Origin of the sequence: Piscinibacter sp. HJYY11 (assembly GCF_016735515.1) — a bacterium.
GTDB lineage: Bacteria > Pseudomonadota > Gammaproteobacteria > Burkholderiales > Burkholderiaceae_C > Rhizobacter.
The window spans coordinates 3,754,729-3,773,738 of record NZ_JAERQZ010000001.1; the positions used below are offsets into that span (position 1 = coordinate 3,754,729).

20 protein-coding genes are annotated in these 19,010 nt (G+C 71.0%); 11 read left to right on the forward strand and 9 right to left on the reverse strand.

The genetic code is table 11. The features are described from left to right. Nucleotides 1-3 precede the first annotated feature (3 nt). The 3 genes from JI745_RS17420 to JI745_RS17430 all read left to right on the forward strand — a co-directional run bounded on the left by JI745_RS17420 (nt 4) and on the right by JI745_RS17430 (nt 3,677). Entirely contained in the window at nt 4-1,389 is a 1,386-nt protein-coding gene (locus JI745_RS17420; protein WP_201809798.1) for an amidase, read from the forward strand. 95 nt (nt 1,390-1,484) lie between these two features. Then, nucleotides 1,485-2,915, forward strand: a complete 1,431-nt coding sequence (locus JI745_RS17425) for a DUF805 domain-containing protein (protein ID WP_201809800.1) — start codon at nt 1,485-1,487, stop codon at nt 2,913-2,915. Nucleotides 2,916-3,044: 129 nt separating this feature from the next. Continuing rightward, a complete protein-coding gene (locus JI745_RS17430) occupies nt 3,045-3,677 on the forward strand; it encodes a transglutaminase domain-containing protein (RefSeq protein ID WP_201809808.1) in 633 nt (210 codons plus the stop codon). 2 nt (nt 3,678-3,679) lie between these two features. Here JI745_RS17430 and JI745_RS17435 read toward each other — a convergent pair whose 3' ends face one another. Beyond that, the gene (locus JI745_RS17435) at nt 3,680-4,384 is read right to left on the reverse strand and encodes a YafY family protein (protein ID WP_201809810.1); all 705 of its coding nucleotides are present in this window, start codon (nt 4,382-4,384) and stop codon (nt 3,680-3,682) included. Between the two features lie 390 nt (nt 4,385-4,774). Here JI745_RS17435 and folE point away from each other — a divergent pair, with 390 nt between their 5' ends. After that, nucleotides 4,775-5,503, forward strand: a complete 729-nt coding sequence (folE, locus tag JI745_RS17440) for a GTP cyclohydrolase I (RefSeq protein ID WP_201809812.1) — start codon at nt 4,775-4,777, stop codon at nt 5,501-5,503. 8 nt (nt 5,504-5,511) lie between these two features. On the opposite strand, the gene JI745_RS17445 is transcribed toward folE, so the two are convergent. Further along, on the reverse strand, nt 5,512-6,462 hold the full coding sequence (locus JI745_RS17445; RefSeq protein WP_201809814.1) for a GlxA family transcriptional regulator: 951 nt from the start codon (nt 6,460-6,462) through the stop codon (nt 5,512-5,514). Nucleotides 6,463-6,567: 105 nt separating this feature from the next. Between JI745_RS17445 and JI745_RS17450 the strand changes: the two genes are divergently transcribed. Beyond that, nucleotides 6,568-7,020 carry a hypothetical protein gene (locus JI745_RS17450; RefSeq protein WP_201809817.1) on the forward strand — a complete coding sequence of 151 codons (453 nt, stop codon included), beginning with the start codon at nt 6,568-6,570 and terminating at the stop codon, nt 7,018-7,020. Here the strand turns inward: JI745_RS17450 and JI745_RS17455 are convergent. Beyond that, on the reverse strand, nt 7,017-7,472 hold the full coding sequence (locus tag JI745_RS17455) for a response regulator (protein ID WP_310738675.1): 456 nt from the start codon (nt 7,470-7,472) through the stop codon (nt 7,017-7,019). The two genes, JI745_RS17450 and JI745_RS17455, sit on opposite strands and share 4 nt — an antisense overlap. Nucleotides 7,473-7,564: 92 nt before the next feature. Between JI745_RS17455 and JI745_RS17460 the strand changes: the two genes are divergently transcribed. The 3 genes from JI745_RS17460 to JI745_RS17470 all read left to right on the forward strand — a co-directional run bounded on the left by JI745_RS17460 (nt 7,565) and on the right by JI745_RS17470 (nt 9,503). Then, on the forward strand, nt 7,565-7,957 hold the full coding sequence (locus JI745_RS17460) for an Hpt domain-containing protein (RefSeq protein ID WP_201809827.1): 393 nt from the start codon (nt 7,565-7,567) through the stop codon (nt 7,955-7,957). Between the two features lie 4 nt (nt 7,958-7,961). After that, the gene (locus JI745_RS17465; protein WP_201809830.1) at nt 7,962-8,600 is read left to right on the forward strand and encodes a response regulator transcription factor; all 639 of its coding nucleotides are present in this window, start codon (nt 7,962-7,964) and stop codon (nt 8,598-8,600) included. 162 nt (nt 8,601-8,762) lie between these two features. Continuing rightward, nucleotides 8,763-9,503 (forward strand): molecular chaperone, encoded by a 741-nt coding sequence (locus tag JI745_RS17470; RefSeq protein WP_201809833.1) that lies wholly within the window; start codon nt 8,763-8,765, stop codon nt 9,501-9,503. A 15-nt stretch (nt 9,504-9,518) separates the two neighbouring features. Here JI745_RS17470 and JI745_RS26450 read toward each other — a convergent pair whose 3' ends face one another. Both JI745_RS26450 and JI745_RS17480 read right to left on the reverse strand, forming a co-directional pair. Continuing rightward, on the reverse strand, nt 9,519-11,435 hold the full coding sequence (locus tag JI745_RS26450; protein ID WP_236675030.1) for a M48 family metalloprotease: 1,917 nt from the start codon (nt 11,433-11,435) through the stop codon (nt 9,519-9,521). Nucleotides 11,436-11,470: 35 nt separating this feature from the next. Further along, entirely contained in the window at nt 11,471-12,064 is a 594-nt protein-coding gene (locus JI745_RS17480) for a LemA family protein (protein ID WP_201809836.1), read from the reverse strand. Nucleotides 12,065-12,185: 121 nt separating this feature from the next. Here JI745_RS17480 and JI745_RS17485 point away from each other — a divergent pair, with 121 nt between their 5' ends. Continuing rightward, nucleotides 12,186-12,935 (forward strand): helix-turn-helix transcriptional regulator, encoded by a 750-nt coding sequence (locus JI745_RS17485; RefSeq protein ID WP_201809841.1) that lies wholly within the window; start codon nt 12,186-12,188, stop codon nt 12,933-12,935. Here JI745_RS17485 and queC read toward each other — a convergent pair. Continuing rightward, on the reverse strand, nt 12,854-13,612 hold the full coding sequence (gene queC, locus JI745_RS17490; RefSeq protein ID WP_201809855.1) for a 7-cyano-7-deazaguanine synthase QueC: 759 nt from the start codon (nt 13,610-13,612) through the stop codon (nt 12,854-12,856). The two genes, JI745_RS17485 and queC, sit on opposite strands and share 82 nt — an antisense overlap. Before the next feature lie 49 nt (nt 13,613-13,661). Here queC and JI745_RS17495 point away from each other — a divergent pair, with 49 nt between their 5' ends. After that, nucleotides 13,662-14,468, forward strand: coding sequence for an inositol monophosphatase family protein (locus JI745_RS17495; protein WP_201809857.1), 807 nt, complete (start codon nt 13,662-13,664; stop codon nt 14,466-14,468). 2 nt (nt 14,469-14,470) lie between these two features. Here JI745_RS17495 and JI745_RS17500 read toward each other — a convergent pair whose 3' ends face one another. Both JI745_RS17500 and JI745_RS17505 read right to left on the reverse strand, forming a co-directional pair. Beyond that, the gene (locus JI745_RS17500; protein ID WP_201809859.1) at nt 14,471-15,751 is read right to left on the reverse strand and encodes a glutamate-5-semialdehyde dehydrogenase; all 1,281 of its coding nucleotides are present in this window, start codon (nt 15,749-15,751) and stop codon (nt 14,471-14,473) included. A 64-nt stretch (nt 15,752-15,815) separates the two neighbouring features. After that, the gene (locus tag JI745_RS17505) at nt 15,816-16,391 is read right to left on the reverse strand and encodes a YceI family protein (RefSeq protein ID WP_201809861.1); all 576 of its coding nucleotides are present in this window, start codon (nt 16,389-16,391) and stop codon (nt 15,816-15,818) included. Nucleotides 16,392-16,566: 175 nt separating this feature from the next. Here JI745_RS17505 and JI745_RS17510 point away from each other — a divergent pair, with 175 nt between their 5' ends. After that, complete coding sequence (locus JI745_RS17510; RefSeq protein WP_201809863.1) at nt 16,567-18,336, forward strand: ATP-binding protein; 1,770 nt, start codon at nt 16,567-16,569, stop codon at nt 18,334-18,336. A gap of 84 nt (nt 18,337-18,420) precedes the next feature. Here the strand turns inward: JI745_RS17510 and JI745_RS17515 are convergent, their stop codons facing one another. Next, nucleotides 18,421-18,990 (reverse strand): YceI family protein, encoded by a 570-nt coding sequence (locus JI745_RS17515; RefSeq protein ID WP_201809866.1) that lies wholly within the window; start codon nt 18,988-18,990, stop codon nt 18,421-18,423. Nucleotides 18,991-19,010 lie beyond the last annotated feature (20 nt).

Here is a 19,010-nt window from a genome sequence, read left to right on the forward strand (position 1 = left end):
GAGATGACGTCGTTGCACACCCTGAGCGCCCTCGAATTGCTGGCGGCGTTCGAGAGCCGCGCGCTCTCGCCGGTCGAGGTGACCCGCGCGGTGCTGGCGCAGATCGACCGTTGCGAGCCGACGCTGCATGCCACCTACGCGCTCGACCACGAGGCTGCGCTCGCCGCGGCAAAGGCCAGCGAAGCGCGCTGGCTGAAGAACGAGCCGCAGGGCGGGCTCGATGGCGTGCCGGTCACCATCAAGGAAAACATCGCGACGCGCGGCACGCCGGTGCCGCTGGGCACCGCGGCCACGCTGCACACCGCCGCCGAGCGCGATGCCCCGCCGGCCGCGCGCCTGCGAGAAGCCGGGGCGGTGCTGCTCGGCAAGACCACGATGCCCGACTACGGCATGTTGTCCTCCGGCCTGTCGAGCTTCCATGCGCTCACGCGCAACCCGTGGGACGTGTCGAAGAACCCCGGCGGCAGCAGCGCTGGCGCCGCCGCAGCCGCGGCCGGCGGCTACGGCCCCCTGCACCTGGGCACCGACATCGGCGGCTCGGTGCGCCTGCCCGCGAGCTGGTGCGGCATCTTTGCGCTCAAGCCCAGCCTCGGCCGCATCCCCATCCACCCGCCGTACTACGGCCGCGTGGCCGGGCCGATGACGCGCAGCGTGCAGGACGCCGCGCTGATGATGCGGGTGCTGTCGCTGCCCGATGCGCGCGACACGATGAGCCTGCCTTACCAGCCGATCTCGTGGACGCAGCTCGCGCGGCCGATCAAGGGCCTGAAGATCGGCCTGATGCTCGACGCCGGCTGGGGCCTGCCGGTCGAGCCCGAGGTGCGGGCGGCGGTCGAAGCGGCGGCGAGCGCGTTTGCGGCGGCCGGTGCGGTCGTCGAGCCGCTCAAGCCGTTCATGACACGCGCCATGATCGACGGCATGGACCGGTTCTGGCGCTGCCGCTCCTGGATGGACATCTCGGCCCTGCCGCCCGAGCGGCAGGAGAGGGTGCTGCCCTTCATCCGCGAGTGGGCACGCGGCGGCGCGGGCCTCACCGGCGAGCAGGTCTTCACCGGCTTCAGCCAGATGGGCGTGATGCGCGACGCGGCGGTCGCGGCCTGCGCGCCCTTCGACTTCGTCTTCACGCCGACGGCGCCGGTCCCCGCCTTTGCCGCCGAGCTGCCCTGCCCGACGAACGACCCGGCGCAGCCCTTCGAGCACATCGCCTTCACGCTGCCCTACAACATGAGCGAGCAGCCGGCGGCCAGCATCAACTGCGGCTACACCGCCACCGGCCTGCCGATCGGGCTGCAGATCGTCGGGGCGCGCCACGACGACCTGGGCGTGCTGCAGATGGCCCGCGCGTGGGAGCAGCTGCGCCCGCCGCCACGGCCCTGGCCGATGGATTGAGCGCGGAAAAAGTTCACGTTTTGGCTGAAGCGGCGCTGCCGCAGTTGCGTATGCTGCCGGCCATCACAACAGGGCGATGACCCGGGAGGGCGAGGATGGAAGGTGGGCAAGCGCAAGTGCGCCTGGTGTTCGCAGGCGAGCTCCTGGAGGGCCACACGCTCGACGAGGTGAAGCGCCTCTTCGGCGAGATGTTCAAGCTCGACGGCGACCGGCTCGCCGCCATCTTTTCGGGCCAGCGCACCGTGCTCAAGCACCAGATCGGGCGCGACGATGGCGAGCGCTATGCGGCGCGGCTGAAGAAGCTGGGCATGCGGGTGCAGGTCGAGCCGATCGATGCGCTGCCCGAACTCAAGCCGCTGCCCGCCGCGGTGGGGGCGACACCGGCCGAGGCGGTGAAGACGGTGGCCGCGTCGGTACCCGCGGCCGGCCTGTCGCTCGCCGAGCTGGCCGACGAAGTCGAGTGCCCCAACTGCGGCGAGCGCCAGCCCAAGAAGTTCGTGCTGTGCCGCAAGTGCACCACCGACATCCCGCGTGCCCTCGCGTCCAGGGCCGAAGACGCCGAGCGGGCCCGCGCCGAGCGGCTCGCCGCGCGCCAGCAGGCCAGCGGCCGTTTTGCGCCGCCTGGTGCCGAGGTCGACGACGGCGCGGTGTTCTCCTCCGATGACGCGCCGCCGTTCTGGGGCTTCGGCTTCTCGGGCCGGCTCGGACGCATCAACTACCTGCTGTCGTTTTACGCCTCCATGCTGCTGTTCGGCCTGGTGGGCATCGGCGGCGCCGTCCTGGTGCCGCTGACGCGCAGCACCTTCGTCGCCATCCTGCTCATTCCGCTCATGCTGGCCGTGGTCGTGTGGGGCTTGCGTGCCACGGTGCTGCGCTTCCACGACATCAACCGCAGCGGCTGGTGGTCGCTCGTCTTCCTGCTGCCGGCGCTGCCCATGGTCTCGACGATCACGAGCGGCGGGGAGAGCATGCCCGGCACGGGCGCGATGACCATGTACATGGTCTTCTCGGTCATCAACCTGCTGCTGACGCTGGTGCTGCTGATCTACCCGGGCACGCACGGCGACAACGACTTCGGCGGCCCGGCCCGGCAGGGCAACGGCTTCCTCGCCGCCATCCTCACGCTGGTGGCGGTGCTGGCCTTTGCCGCGTACGTCAGCTTCGCCATGAAGACCTACAACGAGTACTCGCGCAAGGCCGCGGCGCGCCAGGCGACACAGAGCGAATCGGACGACGCGCGCGCGCCCGGCGCCAACCCGTCCGCTGCGCCGGCGCCGCAGCAGCAACCCATGCCCGGCCTGCCGCCCGGCCCGGCGGCCGACGCCTTCCGCGACCAGTACATGCCGGCGTCGAACGAGAAGGCGTTCGCGATGTCGAGCGCCGGCGCCTACGGCTGGGCCGGTGGCAAGAGCTCCATGCGCGAGGCCATCTCGGCCGCCCTGACCGACTGCGACCAGCGGCGCGACGCCTACACCAGCCAGTGCCGCATCGTGAACGTCAACGGCATGGTGCCCAAGGAACGCTGAGCCTGCGCCGGTGGGCAGCCGCGGCCTTGCATGGCCTCGCGCACGTCGATGTGAATTGGTGATTTGCGTTTTCGACCGTCGCCGCCTAACGTGAAATCGTGGTGGTGCTGCGGGCTGCCGCACCACCCCATGCTGCGAAGAGCCTTCGCCCTCGGTCTCGCCGCCTGCACCTGTGCCGGCGTGGGGGTGAGCGCACGAGCCGCCACCGCCCCGCTGCAGGCCGCGGCGGAACGGTTCCTCCGGTTGGCGCAGCTGCTGCGGGGCCTGCCGGGCGCCGAGCGCGGCACGGCCTTGAACCGGTGGGTGAACCAGCTCGTCGACTACACCCCCGACCTGTCGTCGTGCGGCCGCCGCGACTGCTGGCAGACCCCGGCCGAGACCCTCGCGTCGGGCCAGGGCGACTGCGAGGACTACGCCATCGTCAAGTACTTCCTGCTCGATGCGTGTGGCAGCGCGGGCTGCGCCCGGCTGGTGTACGCCCGTTGTGAGCGGGCGGCGCTGGTGGGCGAGTCGCCGGCCCACGTGGTGGTGATCGCCGACGCCCGCGCCGCGGACCCCCTGGTGCTCGACTGCGTCGGCGCGCCTCCGGCGCCGCTGTCGCACCGGCCCGACCTGCGGCCCGTGTTCAGCTTCGACACCCACGGCCTGTGGCGCGGCGTGTCACAGGAGCAACTGGGCGACGCCGCCGTGCGCCTGCTGCCCTGGCGCGGCGTGCTGCAGCGCTGGTCGCAGCAGCAGCACCCCGGCTTGCAGGCAAGCTGAGCTCAGTTCGCCGTGCTGCCCGGCCGGTGTGCCGCTTCGGCCTGGCGGAAGAGATCGGGCAGCGTCTTGCCCGGCTCGTCGCGGAAGCCTGCGTTCAGCACCTCCAGCTCGCGGATGCGGTCGATGCGGAAGTTGCGGAACCCCTCGCGCACCTCGCACCAGGCGGCGAGCGTCCACACCGCGCCCCAGTAGAAGCAGCCGAGCGGGCGCACCGTGCGCTCGCTCGCCACGCCCTTCAGGTCGAGGTAGGCGAGCCGCACCTTGCGCCGCCCTTCGGCCGCGAGCCGCAGCGGCTCGAGCCGCGAACGGGTGGCCGGGTCGAACTCGATCGGGGGCGCGTAGACCGCCAGCGTCTCGGCCGCGGCGCGTGCCGCCGGTGGCAGCACGGTGAGGATCTTGGACAGCGCGTTCTCGGCCTGGGCCGCGAGCGCAGCGTCGAGCCGCGGCTGGGCGATGCGCACCGAGGCGACCAGCGCCTGGGCTTCTTCGTGGGTGAACATGAGTGGGGGGAGGTCGAAGCCGGTGCGCATGCGGTAGCCCACACCGGCTTCGCCCTCGATGGGCACCCCTTGCGTCATCAGCTCGGCGATGTCGCGGTAGACGGTGCGTTCCGACACCTCCAGTCGTTCGGCCAGGAATTGAGCGGTCGACAGGCGACGGCCGCGGATGAGCTGCACGATCTGGAAGAGGCGGTCTGCGCGTCGCATGCGGTCGGGCTCGTCGGCCTGGGGCCGGGACGAAGGGGTGGGAGGTGGATGATTCTGCAACCGCACTGACGCAGGCGCGCGCAGCGGGAGCAGGGCGGGGCGCGCCATCACCTGCAAGGGGTGGCGCAAAGGGGGTTCGAAAGGCTCCAGCGGCATGGGCGGCTCAGCTCAGCGCGTGCAGGCCGATGCGGCGGTGTCGAGCAGGGGGGCGTGGGGTGTCATGAGGTCTCTCCTGTGGGTTCGGGGTCTTGTTGTCGTGAGCCGCCATGGTGGGCGGCCCTTCCTGACAGCGTTGTGTCAGGAGCCTTTCCGGGGCTTCGCCCGTCCGCCAGCGGCGCTCGGCACGAGGCTTCACAATCCCTCCCTCTCTCACCCGTGACCGGACCGTCCATGCCTGCCCAACCGCCAGCGCCGCTCTTCAGAAGCGAGGAAGAACTCGCCCGCCTGAGCGCATCGGAGCGCATCCGCTACCGCGTCGTGGGGGCGCAGCAGCGCTACCACGCCAACGACAACATCTCTGCCTTCATCCGCGAAGGCGAGCTCGACGAGCTGCGCGAGGAAGTGGCCGCCAAGATGCAGGAGGTGCTGAAGGCCCTGGTGATCGACACCGAGAGCGACCACAACACGCAGGAAACGGCCAAGCGCGTGGCCAAGATGTACGTCAACGAGGTCTTCCGCGGCCGCTTCCAGCCCATCCCGGCGGTGACCGAGTTCCCCAATGCCGAGCGCCTCAACGAGCTGATGATCGTGGGCCCGGTCACCGTGCGCAGCGCCTGCTCGCACCACCTGTGCCCGATCATGGGCCGGGTGTGGATCGGCCTCCTGCCGAGCGAGCACTCCAACCTCATCGGCCTGTCGAAGTACGTGCGCATCTGCGACTGGATCATGAGCCGCCCGCAGATCCAGGAAGAGGCCGTGGTGATGCTGGCCGACGAGCTGCAGGCGCGCGTCAAACCCGACGGCCTGGCCATCGTGATGGAGGCCGATCACTTCTGCATGCACTGGCGCGGCGTGAAGGACAGCGAGGCCATGATGACCAACTCGGTCATGCGCGGCGCCTTCCTGAAGGACGCGAGCCTGCGGGCCGAGTTCCTGTCCCTGCTGCGGAAAAAAGGCTGACCGGCCGGCTAGGCCCTGAAAGCGCTCGGCGGTTTGCCGGTGTGTCGCTGCACCAGGCGGTAAAGCGCCGAGCCGTCTTCGAAACCCACATCGCGCGCCACCTGGTCGATGGGGGCGCGTGTGGTCTGCAAGGCATGCAGCGCCGAGTCGAGCCGGATCTTCTGCACCAGCCGCATCGGCGTGAGGCCGGTGGCCGCGGTCACGCGGCGCGTGAGCGTGCGCGGGCTCACCGCCAGCTCGTCGGCGATCTCCTCCAGCGAGGGCACGTCGGCCAGGCGCTCGCGCACCAGCAGCTCCACCCGGTGGGCCAGCGGGTCCTGCGCGGCCAGGAAGGCCGGCGCCACGAAACGCGCCTGCGAGGCCCGCGGCTCGATCACCAGGTAACGCGCGACCTCCGTCGCGAGGCCCGGGCTCGCGAAGCGGGCCACGAGCGCCAGCATCAGGTCGATGTGCGCGAGCGAGGCACCGGCGGTCCAGATGCGATCGTCTTCCGTCACCATCGCATCGAGCGTGGTCTCGCTGCGCGGCGCGAGCGACTTCAGCGTGGGCACCAGCCACCAGGTGCTGGTGCAGCGACGCCCGTCGAGCAGCCCGGCCTGCGCCAGCAGGAAGACGCTGCTGCACGAGGCCGCGAGGCTCGCGCCCTGGCCCCAGGCCTTGTGCAGCCAGGCCGAGGCGAGCTGCGCATCGGGCTCGGCCAGCCGGTCGGCGATCTGCCCGGGCGTGGCGGCGCCCAGCCCGGGCAGCACCACCAGCTCGCGCGCCCGCGCCTTGGCGAGCGGCTCGGCCGCCATCGAGAGGCCGTTGCGCAGCCCCACAGCGGGCGCGTCGGGCGAGAGCACACGGTGGTCGAACACCCGCTTGCCCGACAGCCGGTTGACGGCGCTCAGCACGTCGAGCGTGATGCCGAGCGAGGCGGGGCTGCTGCCGGCGAGGATGAGGGTGTCGATGCGGACCATGAGACGTGTGGCCAGAACGGCAAGATCAATGTCAGAACGGACAGTAGCACGGCGGCGCTGCCGGCGCGACAGTGGCCGGGTGTTCAACGACTGCCAGGCGACACCATGCCGCTCCTCACCGTCATCCTCACCCCGGGCGCGTTCGACCCATCGGCCCAGGCCCGGCTCGCGCGCGGCCTCACCGAAGCCGCCTTCGAGGCCGAGTCGATCCCCCACGAGCCCGGGCCGCGCGCCCGCGGCATCGTGCTGATCCAGTCGCTGGCGCCCGGCCAGTTCTATTCCGCCGGCGAGCCGGCCGATGCCCGGGTGCGCGGCGTGTTCGCCACGCTGCAGGTGAGCGCCGGCGTGCTCGATGGGGCGCGCAAGGCCCGGCTGGCGGCGGCGGTGCAGGCCGCGGCCGAAGCCGCCGCCCCGGATCGCAGCCTCCCCATCGTCACCTCGCTCGAGATCCGCGAGGTGCCCGAAGGCAGCTGGGCGCAGAACGGCCGCATCGCGCGCCTGCCCGAGATGACCGCGACGGCGCGCTTCGGCCACCTGCTCGACGCGCTGGTCGTCTAGGCCGGCGGCAGCCAGCGCAGCAGCATCGCGTAGAGCTGCTGCGGGTCGACCGGCTTGACCAGGTGGTCGTCCATGCCGGCCTGCAGGCAGGCCTCGCGGTCTTCGGCGAAGCCATGGGCGGTCATGGCGATGATGGGCAGCCGTGGGCCGAGCCGCTCGCGCAGGGTGCGCGCGGCGGCCAGCCCGTCCTGCACCGGCATCTGCATGTCCATCAGCACCAGCGCATAGGGCTGCGCGGTGGCCAGCGCCACCGCCTGGGTGCCGTCATCGGCGGTGTCGACCACCAGACCGACGGCGCGCAGCAACGCCAGCGCGAGCTTGCGGTTGATCGGGTGGTCTTCGGCCAGCAGCACGCGCTGGCCAGCGTGGTGTGTGCGGAGTTGCGCCTCGCGCGACATGGCGCGGTTGTACTGACTCGCCGCCGCGGTGGCAATGCCGGCTGCCGCCTTCACCGGGTCGGGCGCGAGGGGATTCGTCCTTCCGGGGGATGACTCGTGCAGAGTTTTCCCGTCATGCTCTGAACCGTCCCACCTTCCCTTGCCTTATGCCGATCGGCCCCGCATCCGAGCTGCCGCAGGTGAGCGGCCTTGACCTGTCGCGAGGCCTGCGGTTCTTTGCCGGCCAGGCAGAGGTGTACCGCGAGTCGCTGCTCGACTTCGTCCGCTTCTATGGCCCGGGCCTGGCCAGCGTCGAGGCCTGTCTTGCCCGGCCGTCGGCCGAGGCCCTGGTGCTGGCCCGCGCCGACGTGCACGCGATGGGCGGCGCCGCGGCCGCGCTGGGCGCCGAGGCGGTCGAGCGCCAGGTGCGGAAGTTCGAGGTGTCGTTGCGCCAGGCCGGCAGGGGCGACCCGGTGCAGCAGCTGGCGGCACTGCAGCGCGAGCTGGCCCTGCTGGTCGAGGGCCTGCGGGCCCAGCTGGGCCCGGCGGGAGGGGCCTGAGCGCATGCGGTTTCTCATCGTCGACGACCACCCCATCCTGCGGCTCGGCGTGCGGCACCTGCTGCATTCGGCCTGGCCGGAGGCCGAGATCGTCGAGGCCGAGACGCTGGAGCAGGCGGTCGAGCGGCTGACGGCGGCACCGCCGCAACTCGTGGTGCTCGATCTTTCGCTTGGCGACGCCACCGGCACCGAAGCGCCGGCGCGCCTGCTCCGCATGGGGAGCGGGGTGCCCATCCTGGTGCTGAGCCTGAACGCCGAGCCGTCGTTCGCGGCGCGGCTGCTGCAGATGGGCGTCTCGGGTTACCTGCCCAAGAGCCGCGCGGCCGATGAACTCGTCACCGCGGCGCGGCGGGTGCTCGGCGGGCACCGCTATGTCACCGCCGAGATGGCCGACCACCTGCTGGGCCTTCTCAGCGGCGATACCCCGGGCGCCCTGCCGCACGAGCGGCTGTCGGCCCAGGAGTACCGGGTGATGACGATGATCGCCGCCGGCCGCTCGCCGGCCGAGATCGCCGAGGCCATGCACCTGTCGACCAAGACCGTCAGCAGCTACCGGGCGCGCATCTTCGTCAAGGCCGGCTGGTCGAACAACACCGAGCTCACCAAGTACTGCGTGCAGCACGGGCTCACCGACCCGCTCTGAACCGCCGCCGGCCCACGCGTGTAGGGAAGTTCACTACACGCGCTGCGGTGCCGGGCCGGCATGCGGCACCGCCGCACACCGACTCCACCTCCAGCGCCGCATGGCCGATAGTCCATGGCACACAGGCACACATCGCCGGCTCCGCTCAGGGAATCCTTCAACATGCTCTTCATCCGGCTGCTCGCCCTCTCGCTCACCGCTGCCGTGCTGCCCGCCTGGGCCGACGTCGGCCTGCCGGTCAGCGCGACGCCGGGCTCGATGTACATCCAGAGCGGCAACAGCAGCACCAGCGTGCTGATCGTCAACCGCAGCGGGCAGGACATGCTGCTGCACGCCGAGGCCATCGCCTGGCGGCGCGAGGGCGGCGCGGACCGCGATGCGCCGACCAAGGACCTCGCCATCGACCTGCCGGTGTTCGCCCTTGCGCCGGGTGGCCAGCAGACGGTGCGCATCACCTTGCGCGGCCCGGCGGCATCGGACCAGGAGATGGCGTACCGCATGGTGCTGCGCGAGCTGCCCGCCACCAACGCAGGCCCTGCGACGGCACGGCGCGCCAGCGCTGCGGCGCGGGCCGCGATGACGCTGCGCGTGCCGGTCTACGTGTCGCCCGCCCTGGTGCGGCGCCAGCAGCAGTGGCAGGCCCACATCGACGACGATGGCCAGCTCGTGGCGAAGGTGGCCAACCTGGGCAACGTGCACTACAAGGTGGGGGGCCTGCGCGTGCTGGGCGACACGCAGCCGCCGATCGTCATCTCTCACCCGTCGCAGTCGGTGCTGTTTCCCGGCGAGGCACGCACCTTCCGGCTGCTTCCGCCAACGGTGCCCACCCACAAGCCCATCTCGCTCGAGGTGCGCACCGAGTTCGGTGTGCAGTACGTCGCGCTCGACCTGTCGGTGCGCTGAAGGTTTGGGCCGCCGTCAGGCGGCCGGCTCGACGTAGTGCCGCGCGAGCTCCGGCGGCAGCGGCGAGTCGAGCAGCACCGCGGCCAGGCGCAGAGCGTCGCAGGCCTCGTCGGCCAGTGGGCCGGGCGGCTTGTGGCGCAGCGCCGTCTCGGTCCAGTGGCGCACCAGCACCGGCTTCAGCATCCACGGCAGCGTCTGCACTTCCTGCAGCGCATGCACCAGGCCATCGGCATCGGGCGCTTCGCAGGGGGGCAGGGCAACGCCCTGCAGCCACGGCAGCATCACGCTCTGGTACCAGGCTTCGCCATCGGGCACCAGGCGCGCCAGGAAGGCGGTGAGCCGGGCGATCTCGCGCCGCGTGTGCAACGAGGTCTCGGCGATGTCGGGGAAGCTGCCGGCAGAGGTCGGCACGGGCGTTTCTTCGCCCAGGCGCTGGCGCATCAGCAGCCAGTGCAGGCGGTCGATGGGGCGGATCTGGCCGTCGGCGGCCATCACGCGGCGCGCGGCGGCCATCAGGTGCTGGCGATCCGGCAGCGGCGCCTTGGCCACACGCGCCAGCAGCAGCTCGAGCCAGGGCAGCCGGGTGGCCGGGCCGAGCTTCTTCACGTCGTCGCGCACTTCACGTGCGGTGCTGAGTCCGGCGGTCTCGTCCTGCCAGGCGCGGCGCTCGCGGCGGCTGCCCGGCGTGGCCAGCAGCGCGAGGACGGCGGCGCGCAGCTCGCCGGGGCCGTTGAGGCGCGAGAGCCGGTCGATCGCGTCCCGTTCGTCCTGCGCGCTGTAGGCGCGTGGCTCGGGGGGGGCGGCGGCGGGCTCGGGTTCGTCGGGCGAGGTCATGGGAGCAGCATAGGCGATGGGTGCCGCGGCGGCGATCGGCCCGGCGGCGGCCAGTGCACCGGCGGGCTGGGGCGGGGCGCTGATGCGAGCGGGTTCGGGGTCCTGCATGCCCGGGTCGAGCCGGGGTGCGGGCAGCGGGTCGACCGCGCGGCCGTAGAGCCGGCGCAGGCGCTCCGGCAAGGGCGGGTGCGTGGCCAGCCAGTCGGCCGGCGCCTGCAGCAGCATCGCGGCCAGCAGCCGGGCGGGCACGCGCGCGAGCTGGTCCTGGTAGTGCTGCGCCTGGTGCCACACCTTGCGCAGCACACCGCCGAGCCCGTCGCGGCTGCGGGTGAACTGCACCGCGCAGGCATCGGCCAGCAGCTCGCGCTGGCGCGACACCGCCGCCTGCAGCAGCTGCCCCGCGAGCCAGCCCAGCAGGCCCGCGGCGACGAACACCGGGCCCACCAGCAGGCCGAAGGCCGAGCGCCGGCCCGCGTCGTCGGCCTCCAGCAGCTTGTGGCCATAGCCGTGCACCAGCGACAGGCCCCACACCAGCGCGAGCAGCTGCATGTTGAGCCGCAGGTCGTTCTGGTGGATGTGGCCGAACTCGTGGGCGACCAGGCCCTGCAGCTCGTCGCGCGTGAGCCGGTCGAGCGCGCCCTGCGTCACGGCCACGATCGCATCGTCGGGCGACCAGCCGGCGGCGAAGGCGTTGATCGCGTCTTCTCGGTCGAGCAGGTAGACGGCGGGCTTGGGCAGGCCGCTGGCGATCGCCATCTCGTCCACGATGTTGAGCAGGCGGCGCTCGCTCAGCTGGCGCGCGTCGGTGAGCGCACGGCCCCCGGCCCATCGCGCCACGTGCGCGCCGCCGCCTTCGCGCAGGCGGCCGATCTCGACCCAGGCGCCGCCCAGCACGAAGAGCAGCACGACGGTGGTGTTGGTCTCGATGAAGAGCGGCGGCAGGGCGAGGTCCCACGAGAGCAGCCAGCCGATGGCCCACCACACGCCCAGCAGCAGCCCGTTGACGGCAAGCACCAGGCCGAGCAGCAGCAGCGCGAAGAGCGCCAGCAGCCGCTGCGTGGCACGGCGGGCGTCGTCCTGCTGATCGCGAAAGCGCATGGCGGGCGGCCCCGCTCAGCGGTGTCCGGTGATGCTCAGAGCTGCACCCGCACCGGCGCGCGCTCGGCCTCGCTGGTGGTGGCCTGCATCATGGCCGCTTCGCGGAAGCCGAACATGCTGGCCATCAGGTTGGTGGGGAACTGCTGCGCCGCGTTGTTGTAGTCGAGCGTGGCATCGTTGAAGAGCTGGCGCGCGAAGCTGATCTTGTTTTCGGTGCTGGTGAGTTCTTCGGCCAGCTCGCGCAGGCTCTGGTCGGCCTTGAGCTCGGGGTAGGCCTCCACCACCGCCATCAGCCGGCCCATCGCGCCCGTGAGCACCTGCTCGGCGACGGCGAGGCTCGTCACCGCACCGGCGGCGGCCGGGTGGCTGCGCGCCACGTCGGCGGCCGACTTGGCCTGGTTGCGCGCGGCCGTCACGGCCTCGAGCGTCTCGCGCTCGTGGGCGGCGTACTTGCGCGCCACTTCCACCAGGTTGGGGATCAGGTCGTAGCGGCGCTTGAGCTGCACGTCGATCTGCGCGAACGAATTGGCGATGACGTTGCGCAGGCGCACGAGCCGGTTGTAGGCACCGACACCCCAGAAGACCAGCACGGCAAGAACGAAGATGCTCACGTACTGCACGGTTGTCATGTCGACCTCCTTCCCAAGTTGGACGCGAGCGGACTCTACGACAAGGCCCTCTCGGTTCGACCGCCTTCGAAGCATCTGGTCACCTGCCGGAGGCATGATCCGTGTGAACCGACACACCCCCATGAGCGCACCCGAGCCCAGATTTGCCCGCATCGCCGCCATGATCGGCGATCCCACGCGCGCCCGCATGCTGTCGGCGCTGATGGGCGGCAGCTTCATCGCGGCCGGCGAACTGGCGCGAGCCGCGGGCGTGACGGCGCAGACCGCGAGCAGCCACATCGCCAAGCTGCTGGAGAGCGAGCTCGTCGTGGCGCGCACGCAGGGCCGGCACCGCTACTTCCGACTCGCCGATGCCGACATCGCACATGCGCTGGAGGCGCTGTCGCTGGTGGCCGAGCGCAGCGCCGCGGCCGACAAGTGGGAGCGTGGGGCCTACAAGCCGCTGAAGGCCGCACGCACCTGCTATGGCCACCTGGCGGGCGAGCTCGGCGTGCAGCTTTTCGAGGGGCTGCTGGCGTGCGGCACGCTGCTGCCGGCCGACGGGCAGTTCGCGCTCAGCGAGCGTGGGCGCGAGGAGATGGCAGAACTGGGTGTCGAGGTGCCCGCGGCGGGGCGGCGCTTCGCCTATGCGTGCCTCGACTGGTCGGAGCGGCGCGACCACCTGGCCGGGAGTTTCGCCGTGGCCTTGCTCGACCATGCGCTGGCGCAAGGCTGGGTGCGCCGCGCGGGCGACTCGCGTGCCATCTCGCTCACGCCTTCGGGTGCGAAGGCGTGGTCACGCTGGCTCGGTCAGCGCAGGTCCATGCGGTCGGTGGCGTCGAAGCCCGAGGGCGACGGCGGCGCCGGGTTGCGCGAGCGCCAGGCCTTGTAGCCGCGCATGCGCAGCGCACACGCGGGGCAGTGGCCGCAGCCGTAGCCCCACTCGTGGCGCTGGCTGCGGTCGCCGAGGTAGCAGGTGTGGGTGTGCTCGACGATCAGGCGGATCAGCGACTCGCCGCCCAGGGTGGCCGCGAGCTCCCAGGTCTGCGCCTTGTCGAGCCACATGAGCGGCGTCTCGATGCCCATGGGCGTGTCGAGCCCGAGGCTCAGCGCGACCTGCAGCGCCTTCAGCGTGTTGTCGCGGCAGTCGGGGTAGCCGGAGTAGTCGGTCTCGCACATGCCGCCCACCATCACGTCGAGCTCGCGGCGGTAGGCCACGGCGGCGGCGAAGTTGAAGAAGATGAGGTTGCGGCCCGGCACGAAGGTGTTGGGCAGGCCGGTGGACGTCATCTCGATCGCACGCTGCTGCGTGAGCGCCGTGTCCGACAGCTGGCCGAGCAGCGATAGGTCGACCAGGTGGTCGTCGCCCAGGCGGCCGCCCCAGGTCGGGAAGTTGGCATAGAGCTGCGAGCGCACGGCGAGCCGGCACTCGAGCTCGATGCCGTGGCGCTGGTCGTAGTCGAAGCCGATGGTCTCGACGTAGTGGAAGTTCGACAGCGCCCACGCGAGGCAGACGGTGGAGTCCTGCCCACCGGAAAAGAGAACGAGGGCGCGGCGTGGCTTGGTCATCGGGTGATGGTAGCGAGGCGCTCCACGCCAGGTGCGATGATTTCGCCCCATGGCCTCCCCCGATTCGGTGTTCGACCACGTGCTGCCGCTGCTGGCCGAGGCCAGCGAACGGGCGGTGATGCCGCGCTTCCGGCAGCTGCGCGAAGGCGATGTGATCGAGAAGGCCAAGGACGAGATCGTCACCGTCGCCGACCGCGAGGCCGAGGCCCTCATCGAACGGGGCCTGCTCGCGCTCTGGCCGGGCTCGCGCGTGGTCGGCGAAGAGGCCTGCGCGGCCAACCCGGCCTTGCTGCAGGGGCTGGACCGGGGCGTGGTGTGGCTGGTCGATCCGCTGGACGGAACGGCCAATTTCGTCGCGGGGCGGCCGGTGTTTGCGGTGATGGCCTCGCTGCTGGTCGAGGGTGAGGCCGTCGGCGCCTGGGTGCTGAACCCGGTCTCGGGCGAGCGCTGGCGGGCGCAGCGTGGCAGCGGCTGCTTCTGCGATGGGCAGCGCATGCAGGTGCCGGCGGAACGCGTGCCATTGCACGAAGCGCGAGGCGCCGTGCTCACCCGGTTCCTGCCGGCGGGGCTCCGGCAGCAGGTCGAGGCGAAGCTCGGGCGGGTGGGCGAGGCACTGCCGGGTGCGCGCTGCGCGGGTGTCGAGTACCCGGCCATCATCACCGGCCGGCAGCAGTTCGCGATGTTCTACCGCACGCTCCCGTGGGACCACGTGCCCGGCACCTTGCTGCTGCAGGAGGCGGGCGGCCATGTGGCACGCTACGACGGCCGTGCGTACCGCGCGGCCGATGACGGGCTGGGGCTGCTGTCGGCGGTGAGCGAGCCGCTGTGGCGCGCCGTGTGGGGCGCGCTGCTGTAGCGTCAGGTGCGCACTTCGCCCTGGCCGAGCACCACCCACTTCATCGAGGTCAGCCCTTCCAGCCCCACCGGGCCGCGGGCGTGGAACTTGTCGGTGCTGATGCCGATTTCGGCGCCCAGGCCGTACTCGAAGCCGTCGGCGAATCGCGTGCTCGCGTTGACCATCACGCTGGCCGAATCGACCTCGCGCAGGAAGCGCATCGCATTCGGATGGTTCGTCGTGAGGATTGCGTCGGTGTGGTGCGAGCCGTAGCGGTTGATGTGGGCGATGGCTTCGTCGAGGCTCTTCACCACCTTGGCGCTGATGATGGGCGCGAGGTACTCCTCGCTCCAGTCCTGCTCGGTGGCTTCGGCCAGCTTGGCCTGCGGCACGTCTTTCAAGAGCGCCAGCACGGCGGTGTCGCCCCGCACCTCCACGCCCTTGGCGGCGAACACCGCGCCGATCTTCGGCAGGAACCGTGCGGCCACCGCCTCGTGCACCAGCAGCGACTCGGCTGCGTTGCAGGGGCTGTACTTTTGCGTCTTGGCGTTGTCGGTGACCTTGAGCGCGAGCTCGAGGTCGACCTCAGCGTCGACATACACATGGCAGTTGCCGTCGAGGTGCTTGATCACCGGCACACGCGCCTCGCGGCTGATGCGCTCGATGAGGCCCTTGCCGCCGCGCGGAATGATCACGTCCACCGACTCCGGCGACGCGATGAGGTGGCCCACGGCGGCACGGTCGGTGGTCTGCACCAGCTGCACCGCGTCGGCCGGCAGGCCGGCTTCGGTCAGCGCGGCCTGCACCAGCTTCCACAGCGCGAGGTTGGAGTGGATGGCCTCCGAGCCGCCGCGCAGGATGCAGGCGTTGCCGCTCTTGATGGCGAGCGACGCGGCCTCGATGGTCACGTTGGGCCGGCTCTCGTAGATCATGCCGAAGACGCCCAGCGGCACGCGCATCTGCCCGACGCTGATGCCGCTCGGGCGGCGCTTCACGCCGGTGATCTCGCCCACCGGGTCGGGCATGGCGGCGATCTGCTCGCAGCCTTCGGCCACGGTCGCGATCACCTTCTCGGTGAGGCGCAGGCGGTCGACCATCGGTGCGGCCAGGCCTGCGGCAACAGCGGCGGCGATGTCTTTCTGGTTGGCCTCGGCCAGCGGTGCCGCGCTCTCGCGCAGCCGCCGCGCCAGGGCGGTGAGGGCGGTGTTCTTGGCGCTGGTGGACGCCGCTGCCATGCGCGCGCTGGCGGCACGCGCGGCCGCGCCCATGTGGGCGATGGCGGCCTGGAGATCGGTGGAGGTCATGCCGGCATTTTTGCAGGGTTTGCCGGTGACGGCTCCCCATGGGACTTCATCGTCCAGGGGCTGCTCAAGGCGCCTGGCGGATCGCCTCGACTTGGATCAGGAGCCGCACCGTGTCCCCGATGAAGGGCAGCCCATCGGTCATGCCGAAGTCGCTGCGCTTGAGCTCTGCCACGAGGTCGGCACCGCAGACTTCCCGTTGCAGCTGCGGGTGCGTGTAGCAGCGCAGCTGCGCTGCGCGCAGGCTGAGCGGGAGCGACACGCCGCGCAGGGTGAACTCGCCGCGCACGTCCAGCGGCGCGTCGCGCTGCCAGCGCCACCGCTTCGCCACGAAATACGCCACCGGGTGCGCTTCGCTGGCGAGGTAGCTGCGGCGCATCACCCCGTCGAGCGGCGGCACGCCGGTATTGACCGAGGCGGTGCGCACTTCGATCGACACCTCGCCGGTGCCGGCCGTGGCGTCGAGCTCGAGGCTGCCGCGGATGTCGTCGAAGCGGCCGCGGCTGGTCGAGGTCCCGAAATGCATCACCTCCCAGTGCACCCGTGTGTGGCCGGGGTCGAGCAGGTAGGTCGTCGGCTGCGCATGCGCAGAAAAGGCCAGCCACGAGAGCAGGCACCCACCCACGAGGGGAATACGGCGCATGGCGGTGCACAAACTGTGGGCAAGCGTGATCAATGGCATGTGAGTACTCGTCATCCGCAGGTGCCTAAAACGGGGGGTCTCGGGATAATGCGCCAATCTGATCAGAGGGTAGATGGGCAGGTGGGCGGGGATGTCAAAAGAATTGCGAACGCCACCGCACATCGTCGATCGGGCCATGGCCGACGCCCTTGGCGCTGACGCCAGCCTGGCGCAGCGCGTGCAAGACGCGCAGACCGCCATGCTCTATGAGCGCGCGCAGACCTCCACGCTCGCCGGCATGGGCTTCGCACTGCTGGTGTGCGTGGGCCTTCTCCCCTATGTCGACCCGCGCCTGGCCTGGGGCTGGTTCGTGCTGCGCTGCGGGGTCTCGGTGCTGCGGCTCGTGCTCACCCACCAGTTCGTGCGCTCCACGCTGCCGAGCAACCGCACCTGGCGGGGCTGGCTGGAGGCCACGCTCGTCGCCGACGGCTTCACCTGGGGCCTGGCCGCGGTCTCGCTGCCGGCCACCACCAGCCCGCACGTGGTCGCGCTGCTGCTCACCGCGCTGGTGGGCGTGGCGGCGATCGGCATGTTCGTGCTGCAGCCGAGCTGCCGCGCGAGTGCCTTCTTCCTGTTGTCGATGCTGCTGCCCGCGGGGGCCGACCAGATGCTGACCGGCACCCGCTACGGCCTCTTCGCCGGCGTGGGCCTGTGGGTCTTTCTCGCACTGGTGATGGTGGAGGCGCGCCGCTCCGAGGCGCGCATCCGCGAGCTGCTCACGCTGCGCTTCACCACCGACCGCATCTCCGAGGAGCGGGCCGAGGCCCTGCGGCTTGCGCAGCGGCAGAGCAGCGTGAAGAGCCAGTTCCTCGCGACCATGAGCCACGAGATGCGCACGCCGCTGCACGGCATCCTCGGACTCACGCGCATGCTGCGCAAGGACGGCGCCATCCAGCCCGAGAAAAAACCCGACGAGCAGCTTCAGCTCATCGAGCGTGCCGGCGAGCACCTGCTGACGCTCATCAACGACATCCTCGATTTCTCCAAGCTCGAGGCGGGGCAGGTGCGCCTGTCGCCGCAGACCTTCGACCTAGCTGCGCTGATCGACGACGTGGTGTCGCTGTCGGTGCCGGGCGCCTTCCAGTCCGGCCTGTCGCTCACGACACGGCTGCACATGCCGCGGCCCTGTTATGTGCGCGGCGACCCGTCGCGCCTGCGCCAGGTGCTGCACAACCTGATCGGCAACGCGATCAAGTTCACTGAAGCCGGGGCCGTGACGGTGGTGGCCAAGCACCGCGGCTCGCGCACGCGCATCGCGGTGCACGACACCGGCGTCGGCATCCCGGCCGACGAGCTGCCGCGCATCTTCGACGCCTTCCACCAGGCCGACAGCTCCTTCACCCGCCGCTACGGCGGCACCGGCCTCGGCCTCACCATCGCCCGTGAGCTCGCGCGCGCGATGGGCGGCGACCTCGTGTGCACCAGCCAGCAGGGCCGCGGGTCTTGTTTCACCGTGACGGTGGAGCTGCCCGAAGCGCGCAACCCGGCGCCCGCAACGCCCGACGACGCCGCCGATCGGGTGCCGCTGCAAGGGCGTGTGCTGCTGGCCGAGGACAACCCCGTCAACGCCCTCGTGGCCGAGGCGGCACTGAAGAACATGGGGCTCACGGTCGAGCTGGTCGAAGACGGCCTGCAGGCCGTGGCCTCGTTCCGCGCCTCACCGCCCGACCTGGTGCTGCTCGATTGCCAGATGCCGGTGATGGACGGCTTCGAGGCCGCGCGCCGCATCCGCGAGCACGAAGGCGAGCAGGGCCTGCAGCGCACGCCGGTGGTGGCGCTGACGGCGAATGCCCTGCAAGGCGACCGCGAACAGAGCCTCGCGGCGGGCATGGACGATCACCTCGCCAAGCCGTTCAAGGACGAGGACCTGCGCGCCGTGCTGCGCAGGCACCTCGTGCCGGCCTGACGACAGCCCCTCGCGCGCCGAGTACGGCGCACGATCCCCCGAGGGGATGCCGCCCGGCTTGGGGCGGCCCGGCGCTCGGGCGGCTTACTGCTTGACCGCTTCGACTTGAATGAGCAGCTTGATGTTGTCAGGGATGCCCGGCACGCCGTAGTTGTTGCCGAACTGCGTGCGCTGGATCGTGGTCTCGAAGTCGCCACCGCACACCTCGCGCTTGAGCATCGGGTTCTGGTAGCAGTTGAAGTTGGTGGCGGTCAGCGTCACCGGCTGCGTCTTGCCCAGGAAGGTGAGCGTGCCCGCCACGGTGGTGACCTTGTCGCCGTTGAAGGTGAACTTGTCGCCCACGAACTTGGCGGTCGGGTGCTCGGCGGCGTTGAAGAAGTCCTTGCTCTTCAGGTGGCCGTCGAGCGGGCCCACGCCGGTGCTGACCGAGGTGGTGTCGATGGTGATCTCGGCCTTGCCGGTCTTGGCGGCCTTGTCGAAACTCACGCTGCCTTCCTTCTTGTCGAAACGGCCGCGGAGCGTGCTGGTGCCGAAGTGCTTGGCCTCGAAGTTCACGAAGGTGTGCGTCGGGTCGATCGCATAGGTGGCGCTTTGCGCCTGGGCGACGCCGGCAACGGCGACGAGGGCGGTGACGAGCAGGGTCTTCTTGATCATGGAACAGCTTCCTGTTGGTG

Excerpts from the sequence above, each read along its gene's own strand:
- JI745_RS17510 (WP_201809863.1), top strand. The coding sequence starts at position 16,567 with ATGGCCGACGCCCTTGGCGCTGACGCCAGCCTGGCGCAGCGCGTGCAA.
- folE (WP_201809812.1), top strand. The coding sequence starts at position 4,775 with ATGCCTGCCCAACCGCCAGCGCCGCTCTTCAGAAGCGAGGAAGAACTC.
- JI745_RS17430 (WP_201809808.1), top strand. The coding sequence starts at position 3,045 with ATGCTGCGAAGAGCCTTCGCCCTCGGTCTCGCCGCCTGCACCTGTGCC.
- JI745_RS17500 (WP_201809859.1), bottom strand. The coding sequence starts at position 15,751 with ATGACCTCCACCGATCTCCAGGCCGCCATCGCCCACATGGGCGCGGCC.
- JI745_RS17495 (WP_201809857.1), top strand. The coding sequence starts at position 13,662 with ATGGCCTCCCCCGATTCGGTGTTCGACCACGTGCTGCCGCTGCTGGCC.
- JI745_RS17480 (WP_201809836.1), bottom strand. The coding sequence starts at position 12,064 with ATGACAACCGTGCAGTACGTGAGCATCTTCGTTCTTGCCGTGCTGGTC.
- JI745_RS17460 (WP_201809827.1), top strand. The coding sequence starts at position 7,565 with ATGCCGATCGGCCCCGCATCCGAGCTGCCGCAGGTGAGCGGCCTTGAC.
- JI745_RS17420 (WP_201809798.1), top strand. The coding sequence starts at position 4 with ATGACGTCGTTGCACACCCTGAGCGCCCTCGAATTGCTGGCGGCGTTC.
- JI745_RS26450 (WP_236675030.1), bottom strand. The coding sequence starts at position 11,435 with ATGCGCTTTCGCGATCAGCAGGACGACGCCCGCCGTGCCACGCAGCGG.
- JI745_RS17505 (WP_201809861.1), bottom strand. The coding sequence starts at position 16,391 with ATGCGCCGTATTCCCCTCGTGGGTGGGTGCCTGCTCTCGTGGCTGGCC.
- JI745_RS17470 (WP_201809833.1), top strand. The coding sequence starts at position 8,763 with ATGCTCTTCATCCGGCTGCTCGCCCTCTCGCTCACCGCTGCCGTGCTG.
- JI745_RS17450 (WP_201809817.1), top strand. The coding sequence starts at position 6,568 with ATGCCGCTCCTCACCGTCATCCTCACCCCGGGCGCGTTCGACCCATCG.
- queC (WP_201809855.1), bottom strand. The coding sequence starts at position 13,612 with ATGACCAAGCCACGCCGCGCCCTCGTTCTCTTTTCCGGTGGGCAGGAC.
- JI745_RS17435 (WP_201809810.1), bottom strand. The coding sequence starts at position 4,384 with ATGCGACGCGCAGACCGCCTCTTCCAGATCGTGCAGCTCATCCGCGGC.
- JI745_RS17445 (WP_201809814.1), bottom strand. The coding sequence starts at position 6,462 with ATGGTCCGCATCGACACCCTCATCCTCGCCGGCAGCAGCCCCGCCTCG.
- JI745_RS17425 (WP_201809800.1), top strand. The coding sequence starts at position 1,485 with ATGGAAGGTGGGCAAGCGCAAGTGCGCCTGGTGTTCGCAGGCGAGCTC.
- JI745_RS17515 (WP_201809866.1), bottom strand. The coding sequence starts at position 18,990 with ATGATCAAGAAGACCCTGCTCGTCACCGCCCTCGTCGCCGTTGCCGGC.
- JI745_RS17485 (WP_201809841.1), top strand. The coding sequence starts at position 12,186 with ATGAGCGCACCCGAGCCCAGATTTGCCCGCATCGCCGCCATGATCGGC.
- JI745_RS17465 (WP_201809830.1), top strand. The coding sequence starts at position 7,962 with ATGCGGTTTCTCATCGTCGACGACCACCCCATCCTGCGGCTCGGCGTG.